The organism is Roseateles sp. (assembly GCF_965262435.1).
GTDB lineage: Bacteria > Pseudomonadota > Gammaproteobacteria > Burkholderiales > Burkholderiaceae_C > Paucibacter_A.
Genome location: NZ_OZ253537.1, coordinates 4,548,389 through 4,573,146, shown reverse-complemented (window position 1 = coordinate 4,573,146; position 24,758 = coordinate 4,548,389). Strand labels below are relative to the sequence as shown.

Genomic DNA, 24,758 nt, shown 5'->3' with positions numbered 1-24,758 from the left:
GTCTGAACGATGCGTTTGTTCTTGATCGCCGTGGGCCAGCGTCAGCCGGCCTGGGCGGACACTGCCTATGAGGACTTTGCCAAGCGCTTTCCGCCCGAGATGCGCTTGGAGCTCAAGGTCGTCAAGGCCGAAACTCGGGGCAGCAAGACGGCCGAGCAATTGATGGCGGCCGAGGCGCAGCGTCTTGAGGCGGCCTGCCCCAAGGGCGTGCGCCGCATCATCCTCGACGAGCGTGGCGAGCGCCGCACCAGCAAGCAGCTGGCCGAGCGCATGCAGCTCTGGATGGGTGAGGGCCGTGATGCGGCCCTCTTCATCGGCGGCCCCGACGGTCTGCATCCTGACCTCAAGGCCACGGCCGATGAAACCTTGCGCCTGTCCGACCTGACCCTGCCGCATGCCTTTGCCCGCGTCCTGCTGGCAGAAGGCTTGTACCGCGCCTGGACCGTGATGACCGGCCACCCCTACCACCGAGAATGAGCAGTTCCAGCAATTTCATCTATCTGGCTTCGCAAAGCCCGCGCCGGCGACAGCTGCTGGAGCAACTCGGCGTGCGTCATGAGCTTTTGCTACCTGGGCCCGAGGAAGACGCCGAGGCCTTAGAGGCCGTTTTGCCCGGCGAGGCGCCTGAGGCGTATGTGGCGCGCGTGACCCAGGCCAAGTTCGATGCTGCGCTCTTGCGTCGCGCTGCGCGTGGCCTGCCCGAAGCACCGGTGCTGTGCTCCGACACCACGGTGGCGGTGGATCAGCAGATCCTGGGCAAGCCGGTCGATGTGGAGGACGCGTTGCGCACCCTGCGTCTGCTGGCCGGGCGTCGGCACCGCGTGATCACGGCGGTGGCTGTGGGGCAAGTTGAGCGGCGGGAGGCTGCCCTCAGTGTCTCTGAGGTCGAGTTCGCGCCGGTCGGTGAGGACGCCCTGCGCCGCTATGTGGACAGCGGCGAGCCCTTCGGCAAGGCGGGCGCCTATGCGATACAAAGTCAGGCGGCCGCCTGGATTTCGCGCATCGAGGGCAGCTATTCAGGCATCATGGGGCTGCCCCTGTTTGAGACCGCGCAATTGCTGAGCGCCTGGGGCTGGCGCTTCTGAGATCCGCTCTCCGCGAGCAGGGGCGCCGACGACAGACCGAGTCTTGTCGCATGAAGGTCCGAACGTTTCACGGCCCTCATTCAACAGCACTTGCAACAGCATTTGCGACAGCATTCGAGGATTGAAACGAGACGCCATGGAAGACATCCTGATCAACTGGTCGCCGCAGGAAACGCGCGTGGCCGTGGTGGAAAACGGTTCGGTGCAAGAGCTCCACGTCGAGCGCACGTTGGAGCGGGGCTTGGTGGGCAATGTCTATTCGGGCAAGGTCGCCCGGGTGCTGCCTGGCATGCAGTCCGCCTTCATCGATATCGGCCTGGAGCGGGCCGCCTTTTTGCACGTCGCCGATCTTCACCTGACCGGCACGCAGGCGGGACGAGGCCACCATGGTGAGGCCGGCGTGGCCACGCCGATCGAGCGCCTGGTGTTCGAGGGTCAGACCTTGACCGTGCAGGTCATCAAGGACCCGATCGGCAGCAAGGGCGCGCGCTTGTCCAGCCAGATCAGCATCGCCGGACGCATGCTGGTGTTCTTGCCGCAGGACGAGCACATCGGTATCTCTCAGAAGATCGGCTCGCACGAAGCCCGCGAACAGCTGCGCGCGCGCATGCAGATCCTGGTCGGCAAGGCCGAGGAGGGCGGCGGCGGCGGCTTCATCCTGCGCACCAATGCCGAGGATGCCAGCGATGAGGAACTGGGCTCCGATATTGCCTATTTGCGCAAGGCCTGGGCGGCGATCCGTGAGCGCGCCTTCAACTCGCCGCCGGGCACTTTGCTGCACCAGGACCTGAGCCTGGTCGAGCGGGTGTTGCGTGACCTCACCAGCGATCGCACCGGCTCCATCCGCATCGATTCCAAGCTGCAATACGACGTGCTGCATGCCTTTGGTGAGACCTTCATGCCGGCGGCCACGGCCAAGCTCGAGCATTACCGCGGTGAGCGGCCGATCTTCGACCTCAACAACATCGATGCAGAGCTGAGCCGTGCCCTGGCCCGGCGCGTCGACTTGAAGTCGGGCGGCTACCTGATCTTCGACCAGACCGAGGCCATGACCACGGTCGACGTGAACACCGGCGGTTTCGTCGGTGCCCGCAATTTCGACGACACCATCTTCAAGACCAATCTCGAGGCGGCCGGCGCCATCGCTCGCCAGCTGCGCCTGCGCAATCTGGGCGGCATCATCATTGTCGACTTCATCGACATGACGCGCGAAGAGCACAAGTCGGCCGTGCTGACCGAGTTCCGCAAGCAGCTCAGCCGCGACCGTACCAAGGTCACCTTGGGCGGTTTCACTCAGCTTGGCCTGGTCGAGATGACGCGCAAGCGCACGCGTGAGTCGCTCTCGCGCATGCTCTGCGAACCCTGCCCGACCTGCGAAGGCCGTGGCCAGGTCAAGACCGCTCGAACGATTTGTTATGACATCATGCGCGAAATCCTGCGCGAGGCGCGCCAGTTCTCGCCCAAGGAGTTCCGTGTCGTGGCGGCCGCCAATGTGGTGGAGATGCTGCTCGACGAGGAAAGCCAGCATCTGGCCGGTCTGTCGGATTTCATCGGCAAACCGATCTCGCTGACGGCCGAGCCGACCAATCAGACCGAGCATTACGACATCGTGTTGCTCTGATTGCTGCCGCCGGTGCCGTCAGGCGCTACATCGCCCTCAGCGGCGGGACGCCCTTTCGCCCTCAGGCAAAATCCTGACCATGGCCCACGGCCTGTGCCGTGGACCCCTTGCTTTGTTTTCCATGAGCACCTCCATGTCCGACCTCTTTTCGCGCCGAGCCCTCCTGCAGCAAACCGCCGCGGCGTCCGCCGCCGTGCTGGCCGGGCCCGCCCTGGCCCAGTTTCGGGTGGAAATCTCCGGTGTCGGTGGCTCGCAGCTGCCCATTGCCCTGCCGGATTTCCGTGACGAGTCGGCCAGCGGCCAGGCCGTGGCTGCCATCATCCGAGCCGACCTGGAGCGCAGCGGCCAGTTCAAGATCATCGATGCCGCGCCGGGCCTGTTCGAAAGCAGCGCACCGAACTGGAGCGAGTGGCGCGGCAAGCAGGCCGATGCCCTGGCTGCCGGCTCGGTCAGTCGCCTGGCCGATGGCCGTTTTGATCTGCGCTACAAGCTCTGGGATGTGGTCAAGGGCGCCGACCTCGGCGGCGAAGCCCATGCCGTCACCGCTGAAGATGTCCGTTTGGCGGCCCACCGCATTGCCGACACCATCTACCAGAAGCTGACCGGTGAGCGCGGCGTGTTCGCCACCCGCATGGCCTACGTCACGCGCGCCGGTGGCCGCTACAGCCTGCGCATCACCGATGCCGACGGCGAGGGCGGCCAGGTCGCCCTGGCCAGCCCCGAGCCCATCATCTCGCCGGCCTGGTCGCCCAATGGCCGCGAGCTGGCCTACGTGTCCTTCGAGACCCGCAAGGCGGTGGTCTGGGTGCAGGACCTACAAACTGGCCGCCGTCGCAAGCTGGCTGATTTCCGCGGCAGCAACAGTGCGCCGGCGTTCTCGCCCGATGGCGAGTCGGTGGTGCTGACGCTGTCGCGCGAGGGCGGCTCCCAGCTCTTTGTGATGAACCGTGACGGCAGCGGCGTGCGCCGCCTGACGCAGAGTTCGGCCATCGACACCGAGCCGGTGTTCGCACCCGACGGCCGCTCCATCTATTTTGTCAGCGACCGCGGCGGCAGCCCGCAGATCTACCGCGTGGCGGTGGGCGGCGGCGCGCCTGAGCGCGTCAGCTTCAGCGGCAACTACAACATCAGCCCGACCGTCAGCCCCGACGGCCGCAGCCTGGCTTTTGTCACCCGCCTGAACGGCAGCCAGTTCCGCATCTGCGTGATGGATCTGGCCTCGGGCGTGGTGCAGCAGATCAGCGATGGCAGCGACGACGAAAGTCCGAGCTTCTCACCCAATGGCCGCTTGATCGTCTATGCCACCCGCGCCGGCGGCCGCGATGTGCTGATGACCAGCACCCTGGATGGCCGCATCAAAGCCAAGCTGATTTCGACCTTGGCCGATGTGCGAGAGCCGACCTGGGGCCCCTTCGGCCGTTGATTTCTTTGCGCTTGCACCGGGCGAAACTTGTGCAAGCTGTATGACAATTCGCAGCTGCCAATGCGGCCACCGAACCGGTTAGCGGCGGAACTTTTTCAAGACATGATCCATGTGATCGAAACAGGAGTGCTTTTCATGAAGATGACGCGTTTTGCTCTGTCCCTCTTGGCCGCTGCCGCCCTGGCAGGCTGCAGCACTGCCGTGAAGCTGGACGAGCCAGCGCCGGTGGAAACCCGCCCGATGGCGCCTGTGACGCCCACCAATTCGACTGCAAGTGCACAGCCCATGGCCGAGTCCAAGGTCCAGACCGTGGATCTGGGCGCCCAGCTGACCGCTGCCGTCGCCAACCAGCGCGTGGTGTATTTCGATCTGGACAGCTACACCGTCAAGGACGAGTTCCGTGGCCTGGTCGAAGCCCATGCCAAGCGCCTGAACAACGATCGCAAGATCGCCCTGAGCCTGGAAGGCCATACCGACGAGCGCGGTGGCCGTGAGTACAACCTGGCCCTGGGTCAGAAGCGCGCCGAAGCCGTGGCCAAGTCCTTGGGTCTGCTGGGCGTTGGTGCAGCCCAAGTCGAGCCCGTGAGCTTCGGCAAGGAGCGTCCGGCCGCGCAAGGCAGCGACGAAGCCGCTTGGGCCAAGAACCGCCGCGTCGAGCTGAAGGACAAGTGAGATGAAGTTGCCGCGGCTGCTGCCGTTCTGCCTGCTGCTCGGCCTGGCCTTGAGTCAGCCGGCGCGTGCCGGTCTGTTTGAGGATGAGGATGCCCGCAAGGCCATCCTCGATCTGCGTGCCAAGCTGCAACAGAGCGAGGACGCTCAGCGTCAGCGTGCCGAGCAGCTGAGCGCTCTGGTGCAGGATCAGCTCGGTCCTTTGCGCCGCAGCCTGCTTGACCTCAATGGACAGATCGACGCCCTGCGCACCGAGATCGCCAAGCTGCGGGGTCAGAACGAGCAACTCGCGCGCGAGCTGTCTGAGACCCAGCGCAAGCTCAATGACCAGCTGCAGGCTTTCGATTCGCGCTTGAAGCCCATGGAGCCGCAAAAAGTGGCGCTCGATGGTCGCGAGTTTCAGGTCGAGCCGGAGGAACGCCGTCAGTACGAGGCGGCCATGGGCCTGGTGCGGCGCGGCGATTTCAACGAAGCGGGCGAGGCCTTGAGCAGTTTTGCTCGTCGTTTCCCGGCCAGTGGTTACAGCGACTCGGTGCGCTTCTGGCAGGGCAATGCCCAGTACGGCAAGCGTGAGTACAAGGAAGCGATCGCCACCTTCAAGGCCTTCATTTCCGGCAACCCCGAGCACCCGCGCGCGGCCGAGGCCTTGCTTGCCCTGGCCAATTGCCAGATCGAGCTCAAGGACACCAAGGCAGCCCGGCGCAGCCTCGGTGATTTGATCAAGGCCTACCCTGGGTCCGAAGCGGCGCAGGCCGGCAAGGAACGGTTGGCCGCGCTCAAGTAAGGGCGCTGGCTTTTCCCGACCGGTCAAGGCTCTGCGTGCAGAGCCTTTTTTGTGCGCCAACAGGATCTCTGGCTTGATGGATATGCAAGGACAAGACGATATGGCCGAAGCCATGAATGCAGTCACCGACCTGTCGGGCCTGGCGGAGTTCCCGGCCGACAGTGAGCGTCGTTTCGGTGGACTGCGGCGCCTGTACGGTGAAGCCGACTACCGGCGCTTGCGCGCTGCGAATCTGGTCGTGGTCGGTTTGGGCGGCGTCGGCTCCTGGGCCGTGGAAGCGCTGGCGCGCTCCGGCGTGGCCAGCCTGACATTGATCGATCTGGATCAGGTCTCCGAATCGAACATCAATCGCCAGATTCAGGCCCTGGGGTCGACGGTGGGTATGGCCAAGGGCGAGGCCCTGCGCCTGCGCATCCAGGATATTCATCCCGACTGCGACGTACGGGTGATCGAAGACTTTGTCGAGCCTGGCAATTGGCCGGCCCTGCTGGGCGGCAGCGAGGCCGAGTCTCGGGTCGACGGCCTGATCGATGCCTGTGACCAGGTGCGAGCCAAAGCCTGCTTGGCGGCCTGGGCGCGTGCGCGCCAGTTGCCTTTTGTGACGGTGGGTGCCGCCGGTGGCAAACGCGAACCCCATCTGCTGAGCATCGAAGACCTGGCGGACACCACCCATGATCCTTTGCTCGCCTCGCTGCGCCAGCGCCTGCGCAAGGAGTACGGCGCCCCTCGTCAAGGCAAGCTCGGTGTGCGCTGTGTGTTTTCGCGTGAGGCGGTGCACCGCCCGGCCGAGGAGGGTGAGGGCGGCGAGGCCTGTGCTGTCGATGGCACGCTCAATTGCCATGGCTATGGTTCCAGCGTGGCGGTGACGGCCAGTTTTGGCATGGCGGCAGCGGCGGCCTTGATCCAGGCGGTGTTGGCCCGGTCGCGGTGAGGGCTGGTTTTTCACGGCACAAGAAGTTCTTGTGAAAGTATTGCCGGAAGCAAAAAATCCTGGCTATAATGATGGGCTTCGCTTGATGGGTCGTTAGCTCAGTTGGTAGAGCAGCGGACTTTTAATCCGTAGGTCGCAGGTTCGAGTCCCGCACGACCCACCATCTTGCTAAAGGCAACTCTGTTGCCCGGTAAGTGCGAAGAAGCTGAAAAGCAGGTTTTGAAGATATTCGCTAAAACAGTGGAAATTCCAAAAAAACATGCTATACTGCAAGGCTTGCAAGGTTGCTAAGAAATTGGCGCCAAGCAAGAAAAAAGAAGCGTAGGGCTCTTAGCTCAGTTGGTAGAGCAGCGGACTCTTAATCCGTAGGTCGAGTGTTCGAGTCACTCAGGGCCCACCAAAATTAAGAATGAAATCAAGCACTTAGCGCCAAGCGGCTCTAGGTGCTTTTTTTCGTCCGGGTGCTGGTGCCAGTCTGGTGCCAGTATTTGTTGCGTTGACTTCGTTGTTCGGGTCCTGTTGCGCTAGTGCGTCGAAGCGTCCGCCTCTATTCCAGAGTTCGACAGAATGGTCCCGTCCAACGCAGCTTGAGCTTAGTAAATGCGGTTCTGGCCGCTCAGAACTCCGTATTTTGCAAAGACTCTCGGTACCGTCTCGCCTGCACGGCTGCAGCAAGCCCTTAAAAGTTCTGGGGCCATCCTGGGATCTGTGGGTCAAGGGTGGGATTTCTCTCCCATCAGTGGTCGCCCAGGATCGCTCCCTTGAATTGGCAGCTTTCTGTCCATGCAGACCTTAGGTTCAAAAATCTGCTTGTTTTGCACTTGCCTGAAGACGACGTCGATAGCCAATAGGCGGCTTCGCAGCGGTTGCTGACGGTCGCGGCCGGAGCCCGTATGGCGGCAATGTGCCCAAAGCGGAAGTTCGTCGGCCACTAAGTTGCTGTCAAAGGAGCAACTAATGCCTTCAGATTCAAGACCCGCACCTCAATGTCTCAGCATCAGGCATTGATCCGACCCAGAATCGAAGGCTGCGATGTGTGGGATCGAATGCCGAAGTCGTTAAATGAATTCGGGCGCCAAAAGCATCGCCAATGGGGCACCCCACCGTTCAGCGCGATGATGATGGCCCAGTCGCAGGCGTAACTTTGATCACGGTTCGTGTTATCCACCCCAAAAAGACGGAGACCGCGGACTCTTATTCTCTCGATACTGCTGTCGTCCACAAAAGCAGCGGAGTGCCTATAGGTACCGCAAGAAAATGACAGAGAAGAATCGAGGGACCATCGCCATTCCCGCGTTACCGGCAAGTGCTGCTTGTGCAATTGCGCAGGAACAACCAGGGAGAGCCGCATGAGCTGGGTGCTTTTCTTTCTTCTAGTGGCATTGCATCCGGTGGCTTTTGTGCTGATTGCCAGGGCGGACATGACACGCGCAAAGCGCGTATTCTTTTTAGCTGCGCTGTTCGTTCCCGGCTCCCTGTATAGCTGGGACTATTTCGCCATTCAATACGAACACGAAAAGTTGTGCGAAGCCGAAGCCGGGCTGAAGGTGTTGATTCAGCCGGAGAAGGTGGACCGGATTCGAGTAATGCCGGGAGCGCCGTTCGACAAGTATTTACTAGAAGAGTATTTCCCGCGAATCAAGATCGTTGAAGCGCTGACGGATAAGCGGGATCCTAAGACTGGAGCACCACTACTGCATTTCGAGGCTTACACCGCGGTGTTAAATCCCAAAGCAGGGCAGTGGCTAAAAGGGTTACCGCAAGAAGGCAAGCTCTTGTTCTCTTCTACACGGGTGGATGAACTCGACCCGAACATGTTTGAGCTGAGCAAAGTTGAGTCCAGGATTGCCCATGGCACAAAGACTGAAGTGATTCTTAGCAAGAACGGCAAGGTATACGCCCGACATACAGAGTTTGTGCATTGGTGGACTGGCATTCAGTACCCCGATGCACTTCCCACCTGGCGATGTCCAAAACAGATAAAGAGCCCTCCGAAAGATGAGCCAAACGCTCCATATGAGAATTGGCCATACCCACCTTCGGCGAGTGCTGCGCTCGGTAGCCTCATTTTCAAATAACTACAACCTTGAGAGCCTTGAGGGTCATGTCTTGAATCTGACGGCCTCAGGTCTTCCTGCTACCGCAATTTTGCCGGCCAGCGAACTTCCGCTTTGGGCACATTGCTGTCCCACGATTGTCGAATCCGACCGGCTGCAAACAGCCTTTTGCTGTCATCTGCTTGGCATTGGTGAAACCTGGCCCTCCGCATGGAGTAGCCATTGCCAAACGTCGGCTTTAGGGATCAACCGGGTCGATGCGGCGGCTGTACAACGGTGCAATTTTGATCGCCTCGGCTAGCATTGGCCTGGACGGTTCCGGGGTGTCGGCCTTAATGTATCCTTGCCCATTCTGCGGCGCACGCTGCTTGACTTGCTGTGCTGAGTGGCTTGTCGCGCGCATGCCTTAAATTCCAGGCATGCACAACCGATCGATCCGTCTTGGCATCGTCCTCCTTTTCCTGGCTTTGGCCTGGGCCATGCTGCGTTTCGGCGAATTTGGCGAGCATTTCACGCTGGCCGGCTTGCGCGCAGTTTTCACTGCACATGAAATTGCTGGGGTATTGATTTTCACCGCCCTGTTTGCGGCCGGCAATTTGCTCCAGATTCCTGGCTGGCTGTTTCTGGCCGCCGCAGTGCTAGCGCTTGGGCGAGTATGGGGTGGCCTGATCACCTACTTGGCAGCCTGTGCGTCCTGCCTCAGCACCTTCGGCTTGATCCGTTTGCTGGGTGGCGACGCGCTGCGCCAATGGAGCAACAGTGGCGCGATCGCGAAGCGACTATTCGCGCGCCTTGACAGTCACCCGCTGCAAAGCGTCACGGCGCTGCGCCTGATGTTCCAGACCGTTCCGGCGCTAAACGTTGCGTTGGCGTTGTCGGGGGTAGGTTGGCGTAACTACCTGCTCGGTACATTGATCGGTCTGCCGGTGCCCATTCTGCTTTATGCACTGTTTATTGAGCAGGTAGCGGCCTGGGCGCATTGGAATTTGGGTTGAGTGCGTGGCGGCCGCCTGCTCGCTCCGGTGTAACTTTTGCAAGTGGTGCTGCGATTGAGACATGGTGAGCCTTGGGGAACGGAGCACGTTCCCAAATTTCCTGCCCCACTTGGCAGGCAGGATGTTTGAATCGCCTCGGTGTGCAGTTCAATACCGGGGCGATTCAAGACAGTAGCAAGAGCACTCGCAGGCGTATGGCGTTGAAGATTTGGAAATTGCGCTTGACGGCGCGGTTAGGGGCAATTCCCATAGCCTGAAGTTCAAGTCCAGCGCAGATCCTCGGGCTTCCATGTGGCTGTCTCCGGACTCTTGGCGGCTTCGACGCGCGTAGGGGGCACAGTGAGTCAATCAGAAGCGCTACGGTTTCATAGAGGCCAGCCGCATCAAGGCGGTTCTTGTTTAGGAAGGGCTGCCATTGGCGCAGCTTGGCTGAACGTTTGGGTCAATGCCAAGGGGTGCTGAGTAAGCAGATCAGTTTGCTGCCTCACAAAGGTGGCTGCGATGACCGCCGCCAGTGTGGCGCCCTCCAGTTCGGTACGTCATGCAATCCCTGCAGGCTCAAAGAAGTCCTTCATGCGGCTGTTCGCTTGTCCCCGCAGCAACATGGCCTGGTACTTCTCGGCGATCACGCTGTAGACCGGATGGACTTGCAGCTTTGGGCACGCACAGGCTGACCGATAGAAGTCTCTGGTGTCCGGTGACTTCGGTATTGGGCAGTCCGTACGGGCCTCGACCAAAGCGCTGCAGTTTGCCGGTTCGGTGCAGGCGGAAAAGCAGTTGCGGCGACCAACCGTCCTCGCGTACATCTGCTGCCAGCAGCGCCAGGCGCTGGCTAGTAAGGTCGAATACGTGGTCGGACTGATCCATGGGATCGAAGTTTGGTATCCGCATTACTTTTCTTCAAGTAATGCGATTTTTATGAGTAGCCCACCTTGCTTGAGTTGCTCGGTGGAGGAGCACAGCAAGTCGCGCCTCAATGATGTGCCGTAGGCTTAGCCTGTGGAGCGCCACCACGGCTCGTGTGAATGACGGGGAAATCGATCTGGATGGGTGTGCAGGCAACCGTGGGTTAGCGCAGCCGGCCGCTATGTAGTGGCAGCATTCCTTCGGCGTGCCGAATTCGACGTCCTGACGCGGTCGTTCAGCTGCAGCAATTGCATGCCGCGTCCTCACATCGTGCCGTGCGCAATCCTCGTCAATTGAACAGATTGATCAGGAGAATCGTGCAGGTCGAGCACAAGGCGATAAAGAGTCCGAGCTTGAAGGGTACATAGATGTCCTTGTTTAACTCGCCGTTCAGATATGACAGTCAGTTGGGTTGAAACCAGTACCTGAGCGCATCAAGGAACTCTTCACGCGAGCCAAAGAAGACCTTCCACAACACGTAGTACAAAGGTACGCAAAGCAGTAGCGCGATAAGTCCGGGATTGATGTCTGCCTCTCTCGCAAATTCAGTGGCAGAAAATCGTGCACCCCTGCTGTCGCGTTGCAGACACGGACGAACCATGGCGCTCAGTTCCTGGTGTAGGCCCGCAGCGACTGCGAGGTTCGCAAGCCTACTAACAAGTCGAACAGGTTTTCACCTGATACGCGTGAGCAGGCTGTTAGATCGGTTCAGAAGCGCTGCGAAGAGTGCCCGCACCACGAGCAAAGGTGAATTTGGCGAATGATTCACCGCGAGGCGGTGTCGGCATTTGAAGCACATTGCCCATCATGGTCAAAGCAGATCATCGCGAGTGCTGTTTAGCCGACGCAGGAAATCGTCCAGGGCGGCGCGTACGGATGTCTGTCGACTTGCGAGGTTGTCATGGCGCCCTATTGGCCGTTGCGAGGTCACAGAATGTGCCCGTGACATCCTTGCTGAGGACTGCAATTCTTGAGTGGCTGGAGCATGCTTCGTTGATTGAGTCCGGCGCTTCGATGAGGGTGTTCGAGTCCAAACAGTGCACGAATGCTCGGGTCAAAGTGACCTTGAGGCTTCCGCTTGATTGCGCGCTTGAGCTTGCGTCGGCTGCACGCGAGGCTTGCGTGCCTCAGGGGCTGTATGTGGCGAAGCTCATGGCGTCTTGCCCACCTCGTCCAGTCGCGCCAGACCAGCGAGAAAGCCGCGCCGCGTTGATTCGATCCAACGCCATGCTTGCGGCCTTGGCTGCTGATCTGCGGGGTTTGACTGCGACGCTTCGTGCGAACTGTGCTTCGGTTCCTGCCTCTTGTGACACGTCGGTAGCGCAACTGACAGAGACTGTCGTTCAACATCTTGCATTGCTTGCACCCATGGTTACTGCGCTGCAGCCGTCCGTCAGGTCTGGCCCGCTTCGACAAGCTGTGAGCGCCAACGCTGCGCGGAAAGAACAAGGAGAGCTCAATGCTTCCACACCGTGACATCGATGGTGTTCTGGTGCACTGGGGCGATCGCCTGTTTTATCCGAGCAATCGGGTGTTTAGGGTCAAGCCACCTCCGCGATTGGGCGCGTCGCTTCAGCGTCAAGCGGGAGCCATTCGGCGGCGAATAGAGGCGACTGTTGTCAGAAGGGCCCCCCAAGTCATGGTGAAGGTGACCGGTGGCGGTCGCGGCATGGGGGCCATTTCTGCTCACTTCCGCTACATGAGCAAGAACGGTCGCCTAGAGTTTGAGGATGATCGTGGCGTCAGTGACACGGGCCGCGAGGCGATGAACGCCTTGTTGGAGCAGTGGCGTTTCGGAGGTTCCTTGATTGAAGAGAACAGCCCCCGGCGCGAGGCCTTCAATTTGATGCTCTCAATGCCTCGGGGTACTGCAGGGCAGAGTGTCTTGCAGGCAGCTCGAGAGTTTGCTCGGATCGAGCTCAAAGAGCATTGCTATGTGATGGTGCTTCACCAGCATCAGGAAAATCCGCATGTGCATCTGTGTGTCAGGGCTGAATCTATGGACGGGGTGCGACTGAATCCTCGCAAGGCTGACTTGCATCGCTGGCGGGAGACATTTGCAGAGCGCCTTCGCGGGCTGGGTATTGAGGCCGAGGCGACACGCCAGGCCACACGCGGTGAGGGGCGTTGTTATCAAAGTCTCTGGCAGAGCAGCGCTCAAGAGCAAGGTCGCCTTAAGAGGCCTGCTGAGCTCATAAAGTCAGGTGGGGCCTATCGACGCAATCGAGTCGGCGCCCTGGAGGCTTGGGCTCAGATCGTGTCCGCGCTCAGAGCGTCGACAAAGGCTGAAGATCGGGAGCTCGCCGCACGCATCTCCAGCTTTCTTCAGGAGTCAACGTTTGGCAGAGAATTGGCGGCGCAGCGGGATCGTGCCGTGCATTTGCGCAGGCCCATGCTGGGCACTGCTCTTTCATTGCCCCAGGCCATCCAGGATCTCAAACGTGATCGTTGAATTCGCGATAGAGCTAGGACGCGGTCGATGCGAGTCTGCACTCATGTGATGCGTGGCGATTTTCTAGCTCTTCGGTTTGCCGTTGAGGCAGTTGCGCCAGGGCACCGTGCGCGTTGGGCGCATGTCGCCTTTCCAAGCCTTTATGTCTGGCGAAAGCATGGATTGGCTGAAGGCAGCGTGGGCATGGTCCCTGAACTGAGTCGCCAACACCAGCCGTCTGAGCCGCCATGCAGAGTGGTTCCTGTGCAGCCGAGTGCAGAAGGCTGATCCTGAGATGTTGATCTGTCGATGTAGAGCGGTATTGGCGATCGGCCCGTGTCGGTCAGGATGGCAGACGCGGAAGGCGCCGTGCGTGGCAAACGGTAGCGTTGTGACTTGATGAAGGAGCGCCGCGCTGTCAAAAGCTCGTGGAGTAGGTGTAGGTCTTGACGGTCCTCAACGGGCAGCCACTCGGGCGTCACTGGCATCAAGGACAGGCTTTCAAGTGTGGGGACGCCTGCTTCACTGACCCAAAAGGCCCCAATCATCAATTGCCGCAACTCAGGTGACGAGCTCCAGAGCGTCAGCTCCGTTTGAAATCGCCGTTCAAGGCGTCGAAACAGGGGCTCCTGGAGTACCCAGGCTTGATCGGGCATGTGCTTCACGACTGCTTGGTAGCCAAAACGGCCTGGCATCAGGTCTTTGAGTTCTGCGATCAGCAACATCAATGGGCGAGGCCGACGTGCGCGGCGCAGCTGGTTCCAGTGGGCGAGGCGCCTAGCGTCGATTTCTTCGCGCCGCTCCACGGAAAAGCTCTCGGGGATGAACAAGTGGGTGAGCAAGGCCTGTCCGCGAACTTGCTTGAACTCGGCCGCGTGAAGCAACATCCTCCTGACCGTGCTCCAGGTTCGTTTGCCCGCAAACCCTGCATGCCATCGGGTCAGTTCCGCCTGATCCCAGAGGTACTGCAGCAGGCAGCCAAGGGACATTCGCGTGGCACCCGCGCTGCTCGCGGCACTGGACTCACGCGCATCACAGTGGGCGTCTGAGTTGCCCTGGCGTGCAGCTCGTTGGCTCAATGAAAAGTCCACGTTGAGCTGGGTCTCACCTGTTCTAGGGTCTTCACGGATGGCATGTCCAATTAAGGGTGCGAGGCCCGACCATGAGGCTGGTGGCTCGAAGGAGCTGCACTGGCTTGCATGGCAATGGCCAGTATCTGGCATGCGTTTGACAATGTGGTCGGAGCCGTAGCGCGCGATATACATTTCGACGCCCTCGGGTGTGCACAGACAGCGAGGTCGTTGGTGAGATTCATGAGCATCGCGGATGGCTTGGGCAAAGCCTGGATCGGAGGCGCCGATCTCTTGGCGGCCGACTAAAAACCGACCTGCGTGCCAACCGATGTCGCCATTCGTGGGTTCCGGCTTTGTCTGGTTGGTATCTTTCCTTTGCGTCTCAGCGTGCATGGGTCAAACCCTCTCGATCTCGGGATCGTTGAGGCTCAGGCGGCGGGGTATGGGGCCGAGCTCGCGATGGAGCTGTGGTGTCGTACACCTTGACCTTCGGGCTGCGGCCTGTCTGTATTCGCTGCATCAGCTGATCTGTGGCTGCCGCCATGACGGCGACGCGCATGCCGTCGGGGACCTGCTTGGCGATCAGCACGGCTTCGATGGCTGTGAGGACGGCCTTCCTGCCTCCGTTGCCTCTGGCCGATGTTTTGGGAACTGCTGCTTGTGAAGCGCTTTCAGGCGTTTCTTTGGCGGGCTCGATCCTATTGCTCATGCGGGCCACCTTCTCTCGCTGTAGCAACTCCAAGTCGCTGGCTTGGGGCTCGTAGCCGACAGTCTTGATCCTTCGCATCGACGCTTCCAGCCAGACCATGCGCTTGAAGTCTTCATGACCCGAGATACGCAGACCCTTCCAGTTGCGGGCCTCGGCCACGTCCACCATGGACCGGGCGACCGAGGGGTTGTTGATCTCCGTCGCCAGCCGGACGGTGGATTCAATGAAGGCCACACGTGCGCCGTCGCCTTTGAACCGGTACTCGGTGTGGCCAATGCTCAGAGGGCCGAGGGACAAAGGGCTGCGCTTGATCACATAGCGCTCCTCCAGCGCAGCTTCGATCTGGGCCACCAACAGGCTTCGTTGGCTTTTTCGTGAGCCCTTCTCAGGAACTGGCGACACGGGAGGGGCAACATCGCCAACCAGGCGCGTGCTTGCCTTTGATGGGGCGGGGGCTTGGCCAGGCTCAGCACTGTCAATCGCCCCAGGCGCAGGTGCTCGGGCAGGTGCTGCAGGCTCAGACCTTTCGACGGCTCGCACCCATGTGCCAGCGGTCTTTACCACTTGGATTCGCGAACCGTCCTCCGCCACTTCGACGAAGCGGCTGCTGCCTAGACTCTCCGCCTTGCTCACCATGCCTGAGAAGGTGGGTATTCGATAGGTCACCTCTTCGAACGGATCTCGCAGCTCGTAGTGCTTGGCCGCTGAGCGGGCGCTGGATAGGCCCATGGCGCCAGTCATAGCAGTGCGAGTCTGGGGTTCAACGAGACCGCCGGGCTTGGATGCCGTGCCGTGTGTCGGTGCGCTGTCAGAGTCCATGTTCTAGCTCCGTGTGGGATGTGGCCATTGCGAACTTCAGTTCGGTGTCGAGCTGCTGCCGTTTGGCGGCGTCCAATTCGTTGGCAGCGAGTGGTAGATTTCGATCTCAACCCTGCGATTGCGGCTCCTCCCTTCGGGCGTGCTGTTGTCGGCTGCGTGATCCCCGTTGGCTTGGTAGGTGCTGCGAATGCGGTCGGGCTGGACGCCTGCCGCGACGAGGAAGTCAAATGCTGCTTTGGCGCGGCCGCTGGCGATGCGGATTTCGGCTGGAGTGGCCGAGCTGCCGTCGGTTCGTCCTCGGATCACCACCAGGGGTGCGGTTTTTGCGGCTTCGACCAGAGCATTGGCGCTTGGTTCAGGCAAATGGAGTCGTAAGCTGCCCGGCTCAAAGAACAGCGTCAGCACTTGATTGGCCCCTGGTGGCAAGTTCTCATGTGGAGGAATGCTGGCTAGGAGCTGCAAATGCGTGTTGAGCAAGCCCGTAAGTTCCGCTGTCGTCGCAGCGCGTGCCGCTAGCGCCTCCTGACGCCCACGTTCAGCGTCCTGATTCAAAAGCTTGGCGTTGTGGAGCTCACTCCTGCACGCATACAAACTGATCGTGCTGGCAGTGTTGGCCGGGCGCCGCCGGCTCTCATCCACCGTTGGGGGCTTTGGCGCTGAGCTGCATGAGCTCAGAGTCAGTAGGGCTGCGAGTGCAATGCCGAGGCCGGTTCGTCTGGGGAGTGGTTTGCCTCGGCGATATGCTGCAGACGGTGCCTTGGGTGTGTGATTCGATTGAGGCCAGGTGTCGTGCTTGTCCATGATTGTTGGCATGGCGGGTCTCCGTCGGCTTGGAGTCGTGGTGAGAGGTTTATGGCGCAGGGCAGGGCGCTGCGCGGTCGTCTAGAAGTTCGTGATGGATCAGCACACCGTCGGCGTCAGCCAGCGGGCTGATCGTTCCGCCGTATGTGTCCAGGTTTGCTCCCTCATCGCTCAGAAAGTTGAGCAGTGCCTCGGCGATGGTGCTTGGCGAGCCTTCGAATTTCTCCGGGAGTGAGCTGAAGTCGTATGCCAAGGTGTCAGCATTGAGCGTCTCTCCTGGCGCCAGCTCGTCTTTGACATGGCGCCAACGTTGCTGCACGCGAGCCAGGTGAAGCTCCATGTTGATGGGCTGAATCACGGGCGGTGGCAGGAGGCGACGCATGAAGACTGGATCCCGGTGGTAGCGAATCTTCTCGGCCAGAATGGGTTTGCAGTTCTCAAAGATCAGCACCATGCGTTCACTGCCCAGCTCTTTGAACTCCTGCGGCAACAGCAGTGCGCGGCGCTGATCGCTTTCATTGCGGCTGACCGTGCTGTGCCCCTGGGCGCTGAAGGACTGGCTGTGCCCGCGAGAGGTGCTGCGCTCCGTGAAGTAGCCCAGCATGGCGCTGTACTCGTCCGCATCTCGCTGTTCGCGCGGTGAGAAGAGGATTTGCATGCCGTGGTTGGTGGCGAAGGACCGTGCGTCTTTGTCCCCGTAGACCACATCGAGCTGGGACATGGCCTGGACCACGGTGAGCAGTCGCAGGTTGTAGCCCGCCAGGAAGCCGGCGGCGCTGCTGATGATGGGCACTCGGCCCATGGATGTGAACTCGTCATGGACCAGCAGGCATTGCAGCGTCAGCGAACTGTCTTGTTCAGGCAAGCGTCGGGTGTTCAGGTGGATCAGTTGCGAGAAGAAAAGATTGAGAAGAGGCTTGGAATTTGCCAGCCGATTGGGAGGGATGCGCACGTAGATGGACATACGGCGACGGCGCAGATCCTCAACTCGGAAGTCTTGGCCACTGGTCGCGGCATCCACCACGGGATCGGCAAACAGGGTCAATGGCGCATTGAAGGTTGCAACGATGCTCGAGAGGGTGTTGTCTGAGTTGGAGAGCAGGCGCTGCAGTGCGTCGGCGCATTCGCTGGACAGCGGTCGCATGCTCCGGCTTCGTTCGCACATCAAGCTGCTCAAGTGCTCTTTCAGTGGTCGCCCCTTGCCCGAGGACTGGCGCAGCATTTCGCCCATGGTTCGGGGCAACTCAGGCGTTTCAAGCAGTAGCAGTCCCAGCCCCATGAAGAGGCTGCGCGCCTGATCGTTGAAAAAAGCTTCGGACGAGGTGCTGCCGCTCTCGCTCGGAAAGAACGTCTGTGCAATGGCCAGGAGGTCGCCGACACGATGGAGGGGCGTGATCCTGACGGAGGCCAGAGGGTTCCAGCGGTGGCTGCACGCCTCCTCGTCGAATGGAGAAAACGCATAGACCGCGTGTCCGTGTGCGGCCCGGTAGCCGGCCGTGATGTCGTAGTTTTCGCCTTTGATGTCCAGTACCACCACAGAATCGGGCCAGTTCAAGAGGTTGGGGATCACGACACCCACCCCCTTGCCGCTGCGAGTGGGGGCCGACAGCATGACGGACAACTGCCCCTTGAGGCTCAGAAAGCGGCTGCGATGGCGGCCCAGAAGAATGGCGGGTGAGCCGTCGCTGGAACAGAGCCCTGTGCGCGCAATCTCCACCTGCGTGGCGAAGCGTGCGTCTCCATGCAGAGGTCGGCGCGTGCTGACGCCTGCGGCCATGGCGGCCGTGGGCAGCACCAGCAGCCCCATTCCTGCGATGCCGATGGCGAGCTGAAGACGCTTGCGAAGCATGGGGTCGTTGGCGTACAGGCGCCAGTAGCTAGAAATGCTGGTTGGCCCTGCCAGGCGCGGGTCCGCCCTACACAAGACCAAGAAAAGGACCGCAGCCAGGTAGCTGGCCATACCGGCCATTGCCATCAGGCTTGCAGCGCCGAAGATGCCCGCAGCCAGCTTGCGACTTGGGGACCATGCTGGGCCCGGCAATGCACCAGCGCGGCTCATACTGGGTTCCCAACACGGTTCTGTATGGGGTTCAGATCCGTTGCTTCTGCTATCCCTTGCAGTGGCCTTCGGCTTTGCTGGCCCAGGTGGCGAGCTCGCAGACTGCGTGGGCGGTACTGCAGCTCGGAGATGAATCGGCCTTGTTCGTCCCGTTCGAACTGAACGATGACGTCGACAACAATGTCCAACAGGCGTCGGATCTCTTCCAGGCTAAGGCCGCTGCCAGCTTCGGTTTCGCGGATCATCAGCGCCATCTGTTCGATGGCCAGGGCACAACTGCCTGCGTGCACGCAGGTGATGCTGCCCGGATGTCCGGAGGCGGCCAATCTCACGAAATGAAAGCACTCGTCGCCACGCAGCTCGGCCAGAAAGATGCGATCCGGTTTCATCCGCAGGCAGGCTTCCAGCAGAGATTTGGCCGTGACCCGCGCTGTGCCTTGATCGTCTTTGCTGTAGTAGAGATGCACTGCGTTCGGGTGGTGGGGCAGGGTCAGCTCCGGGGTGTCTTCGATGGTGATCAATCGTTCCTGCCTTGGGACTTCGTCGATCAAGCTCTTCATGAAGGTGGTTTTGCCTGAGCCGGTTCTCCCACTGATGATCAGGGTCTGGCGGCGCTGGATCGCAAGGCGCAGCATCTCCACATAGCGACCGCGTGACTGCAGGGCCAGAAGTTCTTGTTCGATGGGTTCAAGGCCGCTGGCTTCGATGTCCTGATGCAGGCGGGAGAACAGTCCTTCAAGGGCAAGGTCATCGAGGCACTTGTTCAGCGTCGAGGGTTTGCGCACGGTGATTGAGACCGTGCCTCGTGACACCGCCGGGGGAATGGCGAACTGGATGCGCTCCCCGCTGGGCAATGTGGCCGAGAGCAGCGGGTGCTCCTGGTTGATTTGTTGATCGCAGAAGGTGGCGACGGCGGTGGCCAGAGACAGGCAGCGTTCTTGGGTCATGCATGGTGCCGGTACAGCTTTCCAGCCGCTGGCGGTCTCCACCATCAGTTCGCCGGGTCGGTTGACGCAGACTTCGTAAACGCCGGCCTGATCGAGCTGCTCACGCAAGGGACGCAGGAACTCAGTGACGGAGGTGGCATCGCCGAGCCAGGCGGCGTCGCATTTGGCGTCGCCCTTGAACTCCCTAAGAGACTCTTTGATGATCTCGCTCATGGCGCTTCCTGGCGCGGATTGCTGCGCGGCGCCGGCGTGAGCTCGTATACCGACGAAAAGTCCACATCGTGGGCGACGTAGATGCCCACCAATGCACCTTGGTTCTGATAGATCAACGGGGGGATGTTGATGGTGCTGTCCAGCACCTTCTCCGCCAGCTTGCTGGTGTTGGCCGTGGTGGAAGGCAGCACGACGGTGTCATTGCCCCCCCGCCTGGGCTCTCTTTCGCTCTGGTTTTGGATCACCAGCTTCACTGAGTCGTCGATCAACGAAAGCAAGAGGGCTGCGCCTATGCGTTCGCCCCAGCGTTTGTCGACATGTCCCTCGATGCCGGACTCACCCAGCGGCCCTGTGCCGGGTGAATCCAAGTCCACGACGATACCCAGTGGTGTTCGTATACGTGTCCAAAGGACCGGAATGCGGATCGAGCCCGGCTTCATGCCGCTGACCCGGTACTCTCCGTCCAAGTGGGATCCGCGCTCGATCAGCAACACGCGGCCGTCTTCGCTGTACACATGGCGTTGAACCTGGCACCCAAGCAGGCCAGAGGTGGCGCTGATGACGCGTGTCTTGAGTGCACAGGTAAAGGCGGTGCCCTTGGGCAGCATCAGGCTGCGAGGGCTCAGGCGCGAGGCCATCACTCTCGTGGTGCTGGATGCCTTGAGTTGTCCTCCAAAGAGTCCGTTGCTGGATGCGACCCTCTCGGTGGGACGGAAGCCGGCGAGGGCCTGATCGCCAGGGGTTGAGATGGGTGAACCCCGCGAAGCGGCGGATCGCACGGCCAGCTCGCCGTCTCGGTCTTCAGCAGGCACCTCATTCAATTGGAACTTGGGGCTTGCAGCCAGCTCGGCGCCTTGAGTCAAAGAAGCCAGCAGGGTTTGCAGACGGGCTTGGTATTCCTGAAGGTTGCGGGCGGTGGCATCCAAGGCATCCGTCGTGCCGATTGCTCCTGCTGCCTGCTGCGGGGCGTCGCCCGATCCATTGGCAGTTCGGGGGAGCGTTGCCATTGAGATGGGCGTGCTTGGAACAGGTCGCGTGCTGACCAGCAGAATCGGGGCATCCTCGGGGTGCATAGTTGATCGCTCAGACCTCCCCGGGTTTGAGGCGCTGGTTTTCCGAACTCCGATGGGATCTGCCAGGTCTTCCGAAGCGGGGATGGGTGCAGGGATGGTGACCGTAGCGACAGTGCCCGAGGCGCTAGGGATTTGATTTGTGGAGGGAGGGAAGCTGATGGATGAGGGATCAGCGGAGTTAGCGACAAGGTCGAGCTTGCGTAGCTCGAGCGAGGCGGCCATGGGCCTGTCTCGCAGCGACCGGGTCTCAGTGCCTGCCGGCTTTTTGAGATGTGTCATCAGGCGCTGAATGCCCATCGCTGTCAGCGCACTCAGCGCGAAAATCAGCAGACCCACCGCCCACAGTCCCTTCTTTGACCACTTGCGCCTCGTGGTGTCGCACACATCAGGAATGGCAGGCTCGCCTGGAAGCGGAGCCATGCCGGGTCCTTGGCTGTCGAACCTTGGTTGGGCGTCGGCATCTCTGTGGCCACTGGGTGTGGTGGGCTCAGCGCAGCCGGTCCGGTCCTTCGTGGAGGTGTCTGGGCTCATGGCAAGCCTCCAGATTTGGCAGCGCGCCTTGCTTCAGAGCCAGGCTTCAGCGAGCGCACCACACCCGGCACGGTGGTCCCATGAGAAGGCGGATTCCCATCCAGTTCGAAGGCGTCGTTCCAAAGGCCAACCACGGCCGCGCCGGCGCGGAGCATCCAATGCCTGCTGACGCGATCTATCACCAGCATGTCGTCTTCCATGCGGGCGTTCACCACGTTTTCGCTGCCGTTGCCCTGGACCTGGAAGACCGCGGGCACCTCGCGATTGCCGGGATACTGCAGGTAGGTGAAGCGACCGTCGTCAAACACCAGTGACGGGAGGATCTCCTGGGAATCGGAGCCCTCTGCCATCGAGTATTGAGTGTTGATGGGCTGCGCTTTGGAATGCAGCCTTTCCGCCACGACTTGCGAGTCGGAGAGGGGCGGCTGCAGGGCAGCTTGCTGCAAGCTGTGCAGCACATGGGGCGGCCAGGAGGACGGGCGTGTCGGCGCAGCGATTTCTTGCGAGTCGTCTGTTTCTTTTCGTGTCGATGGGGCCTTGACTCGAAGGCGGTACACCGGCGGATGAGGGTTCCTGTCGCTCAAGACTTCAAAGCGAAAGGCATGCACGCGCTGGTCGGTGACAACAGCCAGGTTGTTGGCCGCTGAGGCGGTGCTCTTGGGCTTGATGAACAGATGACGGTCACCCGCCTGGGCCACCACACACCAGGCGGAGTCGGCCCTGAGGCAGTCACCACCGAGCCCCGCCGCCACTTCCCGGATGGTTTCGTCGCCGTCCAAGACGACATGGGTCACGATGCCACGCCGTACCGGCACGGTGACCACTGACAGAGCGCTGTAGATCACCTCGCGCAGGCGCGGCTCGGGTGTTGCCGGAATGCCTGGTGGCGTGCACAGTGCTGCGCGGCAGGTCAACAGCGTCGTGGCCGCTGCAAGCAGTGTTCGCGGATTCATGGCCGTTGCCCCGGCACATTGCTATTGATTTCGGGGTCGGATCGGTAGGCCGTTACGACGAAGCCGAACGGGTTCTCAAGGCGGTCGCGTTCCTTTGCCAGTGCCTCAGGTTGGTATTGGTAAACCACGCTGGCCACGTGGCGACTGTTGAGCTCCGGCATGTTGCGCTCGCTGGCTCGAACGATCTTGTCGTAGGTGACCGTGGCTTCACCGCGATTGCCGCTGCGGCCCGATGCGGCAAGGCGAATGTGGATCACCTGAATGCGCCAGTCTTCGCTGGAACCCACACGCTTGTGCAGCGGAGCATCACCTTCGAACTGCCGGTTGTAGTCGGAAAACACTGTGGGAACTGCCATGCGGGCGACTTGGTCGAAGTCGCGTTGAAGGAACATCCAGCTGTAGCCCTCGCGAGCACGCACGAAGGTGGCCAGGTTGTGCTTGTCCAGGGCCTCCAGAGGCGGAATGGATTCCACACTCAGTCGCTGCTGGATGGTGGCCTCGCCAGTGACGCGGTCCACCACGATGGGGATCTCGATCACGCGACGCAGTGGCCCTTGTACAAAGACGGCCGCGATGCCGATGAGACCCAGACCAAGGCCTGCGATCGCCACCCACCAGGCGCGGCGCTCAGAGGTTTCGAGCATCACGGACCGATCAATCTCCCAGGCTCGATTGCACTCTATGGCCTCCATATCCGCTGGTGGTGGATTTGAGACGGCCTTGGGGTCTGGCCATGCAGCTGCGTGACCTCTGTTCAGGATGGCACTCATATGAAGATCTCCGATGGCACTGTGGCACCGGCCGCTCAGCGTGCGTTCTGCTTGATGGCGTGTGGTGGGTTGCGAGGTGGGCCAGTGGGGGCTCTAGGGCAGGAAGTCAGATACCTTGCCTCTTCGGGAGAGCATCTGGTACTGACGCTCGCGGTCACGCGAGCGGGCGATGCGTTCTTCGCTGTCGGCCATGCCCTGCAACATCTGAATCTGCGACATCTCATGGGAGAGCAAGGCGTTCTCTGCGCCGATGCGCGCCTGAACTTCCAGCACCGATTTCTGATCGGTCGTCGCGTTGACCTGCGCCATGAGAGTTTGGATTTGGGTCAAGCGGCCAGCTGCGGCTCGCATCGCGTCCTGCAGCAAGCCTTTGTGCTGGTACGGCTGCGCCAGCCGCGCCTGGCATTGATTGCGTGCCTCGCCATTGAGATCCAAGCAGTTGTAGACCATGCCGCGGTCGCGCAAGACCTTGGCTGTGGTGCTCAAGCCGACGTAGCCGGAACTGTCGCTCGCATTGAGCAGGGTGTAGGCCTCGGCAGGCACATAGTTCTTCAGCAGCGGGTTGTTGAACACGGTGCCGAGGTTGCGGCTGCCGGTGCTTGCCTGGATTTGCTGCTGCATCTGCTGAATCTGGGCGACCTGGTTGTTGATCTGGGTGATGTCGTTGACCACCTGTTGAACGGTTTGGGCCAGGTTGGCCACATCGATCACGGGGATGCCTTGGGCCAGAACAGGCGCAGCGCTGAGCGCAGCCGACAGTGCGGAGATGAGTTGGAAGGTTTGAGCCATTGAGTCCTCCTATGGACTGCGGAGATCAGCTGCGGCCGCGTTGGGCGGCCAGTTTGTAGGCGGCGCTTCGGACGGCGCCGTAGCCACGGCGAGCCATGTCGCCAAGTTCCTGCACTGCCGCGCGGGCAGTACGGCCCGTGTTGACCGCCCGATGTCCTGCTGCATAGGGAAGACCTGCGCCTGCTCGCATCACGCCTCCTGGGGCGGAGCTTGATTCAGCGGCTGAGGGTGCCGAGCGTCCACGCGAAGCCGTCATCGCGTTCTGAATCATTTGTATGCCTTGCTGGACGGCTGCCCCGCCCGTCAGCGCCGAGGCCAGGCTTGGCGCCTGGAAGCAGATGATGGCCATCAAGACCATGACGATGCAGTACCGAATGGACTCGGTCACAGCGTTGAAGCTGGGGCCAAGAAAGCCGCCGTGGTCTTGAATGGTGTGGACCATGGCCTGACCCATGTGCAGGCTCAGGCCCAGGGCAAAGAAGGAGAACCAGGTCAGGACCACGGCGTTCAAGACCATAGACAGCCAACTGTCGAAGAATCGAGCGGTGGGCCGCCATGCCAGGCAGAGAATGAACAAGGGCCCGACAGCAAGGACAAAGGCGAGGAAGAGCTTTGCGAGTGTGACCACATAGAGGGCGATGCAAAGAAAGACTGCATTGCCGATTGATGTCAAGACGGCGGCGAACAGCAGGTCCAGTCGTGTGAGGCTGATTTCCCTGAAGAGGTCAGACACCAGTTGGCTGGCCTGGTCGTTGAAGGTGTCCAAGAGCGAGTAGGGCGAGGTCACCGTTAGAGGATCTGATGACGAAGGTAAGAATGTTGTTGCTACACCGTAAGCCAATGCCTCCGCGGTTTCGGATACGTGGCGTATGTAGAAGGCAGACTGCAGTGCAAAGGCCAGGACCAAGCCCACTTTGAAGACCTTCCACGCGAACACCGGGATGCTTTCTGACACCTCATTGCGCAACACCGCCCAGCCATAGAGCGTCACCCAGACAGTCATACAGGTCAGTGCGAGCGGGGTGATGGCCGTCATCAATGCTGTCACCACACCAAGCACATAGGTGCCGAGCACTGCATGTAGCTGATTGCCGACCCAGGTGAACATGGCGTGGCTCC

22 protein-coding genes and 2 tRNA genes are annotated in these 24,758 nt (G+C 60.9%); 13 read left to right on the top strand and 11 right to left on the bottom strand.

Annotated features, from left to right (window positions below):
- The first annotated feature begins 9 nt into the window (after positions 1-9).
- The 11 genes from rlmH (at position 10) to ACQY39_RS19545 (ending at position 9,565) form a co-directional block, all read left to right on the top strand.
- On the top strand, positions 10-477 hold the full coding sequence (gene rlmH / locus ACQY39_RS19595) for a 23S rRNA (pseudouridine(1915)-N(3))-methyltransferase RlmH (protein WP_102769918.1): 468 nt from the start codon (positions 10-12) through the stop codon (positions 475-477).
- Positions 474-1,085, top strand: a complete 612-nt coding sequence (locus ACQY39_RS19590) for a Maf family protein (RefSeq protein ID WP_428509100.1) — start codon at positions 474-476, stop codon at positions 1,083-1,085. The genes rlmH and ACQY39_RS19590 overlap by 4 nt, the downstream gene beginning before the upstream one ends.
- Before the next feature lie 136 nt (positions 1,086-1,221).
- Entirely contained in the window at positions 1,222-2,706 is a 1,485-nt protein-coding gene (gene rng / locus ACQY39_RS19585) for a ribonuclease G (RefSeq protein ID WP_263520588.1), read from the top strand.
- Between the two features lie 133 nt (positions 2,707-2,839).
- The gene (gene tolB, locus ACQY39_RS19580; RefSeq protein ID WP_428509097.1) at positions 2,840-4,129 is read left to right on the top strand and encodes a Tol-Pal system beta propeller repeat protein TolB; all 1,290 of its coding nucleotides are present in this window, start codon (positions 2,840-2,842) and stop codon (positions 4,127-4,129) included.
- Positions 4,130-4,264: 135 nt separating this feature from the next.
- The gene (pal, locus tag ACQY39_RS19575) at positions 4,265-4,801 is read left to right on the top strand and encodes a peptidoglycan-associated lipoprotein Pal (protein ID WP_428509095.1); all 537 of its coding nucleotides are present in this window, start codon (positions 4,265-4,267) and stop codon (positions 4,799-4,801) included.
- Between the two features lies 1 nt (position 4,802).
- The gene (gene ybgF / locus ACQY39_RS19570) at positions 4,803-5,582 is read left to right on the top strand and encodes a tol-pal system protein YbgF (RefSeq protein WP_428509093.1); all 780 of its coding nucleotides are present in this window, start codon (positions 4,803-4,805) and stop codon (positions 5,580-5,582) included.
- A gap of 112 nt (positions 5,583-5,694) precedes the next feature.
- Positions 5,695-6,513: a tRNA threonylcarbamoyladenosine dehydratase gene (locus tag ACQY39_RS19565; protein ID WP_428510886.1), complete on the top strand. Its 819-nt coding sequence runs from the start codon at positions 5,695-5,697 to the stop codon at positions 6,511-6,513.
- A gap of 87 nt (positions 6,514-6,600) precedes the next feature.
- A tRNA-Lys gene (locus ACQY39_RS19560) sits at positions 6,601-6,676 on the top strand.
- Positions 6,677-6,837: 161 nt separating this feature from the next.
- Positions 6,838-6,913, top strand: a tRNA-Lys gene (locus ACQY39_RS19555).
- 949 nt (positions 6,914-7,862) lie between these two features.
- Positions 7,863-8,591, top strand: coding sequence for a hypothetical protein (locus ACQY39_RS19550; protein WP_428509091.1), 729 nt, complete (start codon positions 7,863-7,865; stop codon positions 8,589-8,591).
- A 398-nt stretch (positions 8,592-8,989) separates the two neighbouring features.
- Positions 8,990-9,565 carry a TVP38/TMEM64 family protein gene (locus ACQY39_RS19545; RefSeq protein WP_428509089.1) on the top strand — a complete coding sequence of 192 codons (576 nt, stop codon included), beginning with the start codon at positions 8,990-8,992 and terminating at the stop codon, positions 9,563-9,565.
- A 539-nt stretch (positions 9,566-10,104) separates the two neighbouring features.
- Here the strand turns inward: ACQY39_RS19545 and ACQY39_RS19540 are convergent.
- Complete coding sequence (locus ACQY39_RS19540; RefSeq protein WP_428509087.1) at positions 10,105-10,371, bottom strand: nucleotidyl transferase AbiEii/AbiGii toxin family protein; 267 nt, start codon at positions 10,369-10,371, stop codon at positions 10,105-10,107.
- Between ACQY39_RS19540 and ACQY39_RS19535 the strand changes: the two genes are divergently transcribed.
- Both ACQY39_RS19535 and ACQY39_RS19530 read left to right on the top strand, forming a co-directional pair.
- On the top strand, positions 10,256-10,555 hold the full coding sequence (locus tag ACQY39_RS19535; RefSeq protein ID WP_428510948.1) for a hypothetical protein: 300 nt from the start codon (positions 10,256-10,258) through the stop codon (positions 10,553-10,555). The genes ACQY39_RS19540 and ACQY39_RS19535 overlap by 116 nt on opposite strands.
- Before the next feature lie 1,555 nt (positions 10,556-12,110).
- Complete coding sequence (locus ACQY39_RS19530; RefSeq protein ID WP_428509085.1) at positions 12,111-12,923, top strand: relaxase/mobilization nuclease domain-containing protein; 813 nt, start codon at positions 12,111-12,113, stop codon at positions 12,921-12,923.
- A 140-nt stretch (positions 12,924-13,063) separates the two neighbouring features.
- Here the strand turns inward: ACQY39_RS19530 and ACQY39_RS19525 are convergent, their stop codons facing one another.
- From ACQY39_RS19525 to ACQY39_RS19480, 10 genes are all read right to left on the bottom strand, one after another.
- Positions 13,064-14,368 (bottom strand): DUF1173 family protein, encoded by a 1,305-nt coding sequence (locus ACQY39_RS19525; RefSeq protein WP_428509083.1) that lies wholly within the window; start codon positions 14,366-14,368, stop codon positions 13,064-13,066.
- Positions 14,358-15,035, bottom strand: a complete 678-nt coding sequence (locus tag ACQY39_RS19520) for an LPD7 domain-containing protein (protein ID WP_428509081.1) — start codon at positions 15,033-15,035, stop codon at positions 14,358-14,360. Before ACQY39_RS19520 ends, ACQY39_RS19525 begins: the two co-directional genes overlap by 11 nt.
- A 504-nt stretch (positions 15,036-15,539) precedes the next feature.
- The gene (locus ACQY39_RS19515; protein ID WP_428509079.1) at positions 15,540-15,980 is read right to left on the bottom strand and encodes an OmpA family protein; all 441 of its coding nucleotides are present in this window, start codon (positions 15,978-15,980) and stop codon (positions 15,540-15,542) included.
- Between the two features lie 373 nt (positions 15,981-16,353).
- On the bottom strand, positions 16,354-18,081 hold the full coding sequence (locus ACQY39_RS19510; protein WP_428509077.1) for a type IV secretory system conjugative DNA transfer family protein: 1,728 nt from the start codon (positions 18,079-18,081) through the stop codon (positions 16,354-16,356).
- Positions 18,082-18,359: 278 nt separating this feature from the next.
- Complete coding sequence (gene virB11, locus ACQY39_RS19505; RefSeq protein WP_428509075.1) at positions 18,360-19,523, bottom strand: P-type DNA transfer ATPase VirB11; 1,164 nt, start codon at positions 19,521-19,523, stop codon at positions 18,360-18,362.
- Positions 19,520-21,127, bottom strand: coding sequence for a type IV secretion system protein VirB10 (virB10, locus tag ACQY39_RS19500; RefSeq protein ID WP_428509073.1), 1,608 nt, complete (start codon positions 21,125-21,127; stop codon positions 19,520-19,522). The genes virB11 and virB10 overlap by 4 nt, the downstream gene beginning before the upstream one ends.
- Entirely contained in the window at positions 21,124-22,080 is a 957-nt protein-coding gene (locus tag ACQY39_RS19495; protein ID WP_428509071.1) for a TrbG/VirB9 family P-type conjugative transfer protein, read from the bottom strand. The genes virB10 and ACQY39_RS19495 overlap by 4 nt, the downstream gene beginning before the upstream one ends.
- The gene (locus ACQY39_RS19490) at positions 22,077-22,850 is read right to left on the bottom strand and encodes a virB8 family protein (protein WP_428509069.1); all 774 of its coding nucleotides are present in this window, start codon (positions 22,848-22,850) and stop codon (positions 22,077-22,079) included. Before ACQY39_RS19490 ends, ACQY39_RS19495 begins: the two co-directional genes overlap by 4 nt.
- 93 nt (positions 22,851-22,943) lie before the next feature.
- On the bottom strand, positions 22,944-23,639 hold the full coding sequence (locus ACQY39_RS19485; RefSeq protein ID WP_428509067.1) for a type IV secretion system protein: 696 nt from the start codon (positions 23,637-23,639) through the stop codon (positions 22,944-22,946).
- A gap of 25 nt (positions 23,640-23,664) precedes the next feature.
- Positions 23,665-24,747, bottom strand: coding sequence for a type IV secretion system protein (locus ACQY39_RS19480; RefSeq protein WP_428509065.1), 1,083 nt, complete (start codon positions 24,745-24,747; stop codon positions 23,665-23,667).
- Positions 24,748-24,758: the final 11 nt, after the last annotated feature.